This is a genomic window from Lamprobacter sp. (assembly GCF_034860625.1).
In the GTDB taxonomy this organism is placed as follows: domain Bacteria; phylum Pseudomonadota; class Gammaproteobacteria; order Chromatiales; family Chromatiaceae; genus Lamprobacter.
On the sequence record NZ_JAYESN010000531.1, the window covers coordinates 1 to 1,319 of the forward strand.

General features: G+C 50.4%; 1 protein-coding gene. It reads right to left on the reverse strand.

Annotated features, from left to right (window positions below):
- On the reverse strand, positions 1-1,164 hold a 1,164-nt coding region (locus VBE63_RS29505), incomplete at its 3' end, for a restriction endonuclease subunit S (protein ID WP_323686534.1).
- Between the last annotated feature and the right edge of the window lie 155 nt (positions 1,165-1,319).

The following is a 1,319-nucleotide window of genomic DNA, read 5'->3' on the forward strand; positions in this document are numbered from 1 at the left end:
GAGTTTGTCCGCCTGGGCGGCGATCAGGGCGTCGAGGGAGGAGAGACAGGCGGCGATTTTTTGTTGTTCTTCCAAAGACGGAAATACAATCTCAAACTTCAAGAAGTCCCCAAAATGCACACGCCTTTTTTCGACCAAAGAACCGATGGCGACGTCATCGTAATATGCGATCATCCGAGGGCTTTGGAAATACAGCTCACAAAACCTGGGGTCAACAGAACTATCGCAATAGAAAACATTGTAATACTTGGACACGGCAACATTATGTCCGCCAGAATGTCGCGCAATCGCTCCGAATCTCAGGTTCATAGGGTTGTAAGCAAAATCATTTGGCTCCACCAACTTATATGCTTCTGCTTCGTTCTTAACCAGGAATGACCGCTCATATCTCTCAGTCTTTGGAGCAATCCCATCTTCTATAGTTAGGCTATACAATGGTATTTTTTCCATTGGCAGCTGACTGCGTTCGGAAATGAACTCGTTTAATGTGCGCAGCGACCACTCCCCCGCCTCCCGAAACTCGGGGAAGCGCAGCCGGGGGACGGTTTCGCCCTCGCGGGGGAAGAGTTGCTGCATCAGCCCTTTCTTGTGGGTCTTGAGGGCGTCGAGTTTGTCCGCCTGGGCGGCGATCAGTGCGTCGAGGGAGGACAGGCAGGCGGCGATTTTTTGTTGTTCTTCTAATGCTGGTACCGGCAACGGTACCTCGGAGAACTGTTTGTAACTAACCATCTTGCCATCTCGAATTCCTTCGAGATTACGTGTTAGATTACGAATGAATCCGGTTGTTTTGAAGTAACTCTTAAAAAATTCGCTGCTCGTATTGGAGCGCTGACGAAGAATGATGTATGCAGGACTACAGAGCCCTCTGTACTTTGAATATTCTATTCCGCCTTGAAAGGATCTCAGACTGATAATGAAGTCGCCGACCTCTACGACCTTATAGCTACTGACACTTTTGTCATTCACAGAAACATGGTATTCGATTAACTCTCTAGGTATAGCGCCGTGTTCTTGCGTAATTGCAAGTATAGGCAAGTCGGAATTGTGTTTTTTATTGCTGACTTGCTCAAACAAAGCATCACCGAATAATTTCTCCCACTCCCCCGCCTCCCGAAACTCAGGAAACCGCAACCTCGGCACCAATCCGCTCGTCTGTTCGTCCATCGTGCTGTCACTCATACGCCGCCAATCCTGAAATCTCCCGCCCACCGGCCTGCTTCTTGAGCACCGGCACCAGTTCCGCCATCAGCGCCGTCTCGGCCTGACCGCGCGCCTTCCAGCCCAGTTCTAACGGCGCGAACAGATCGCTGAGCGCCTCA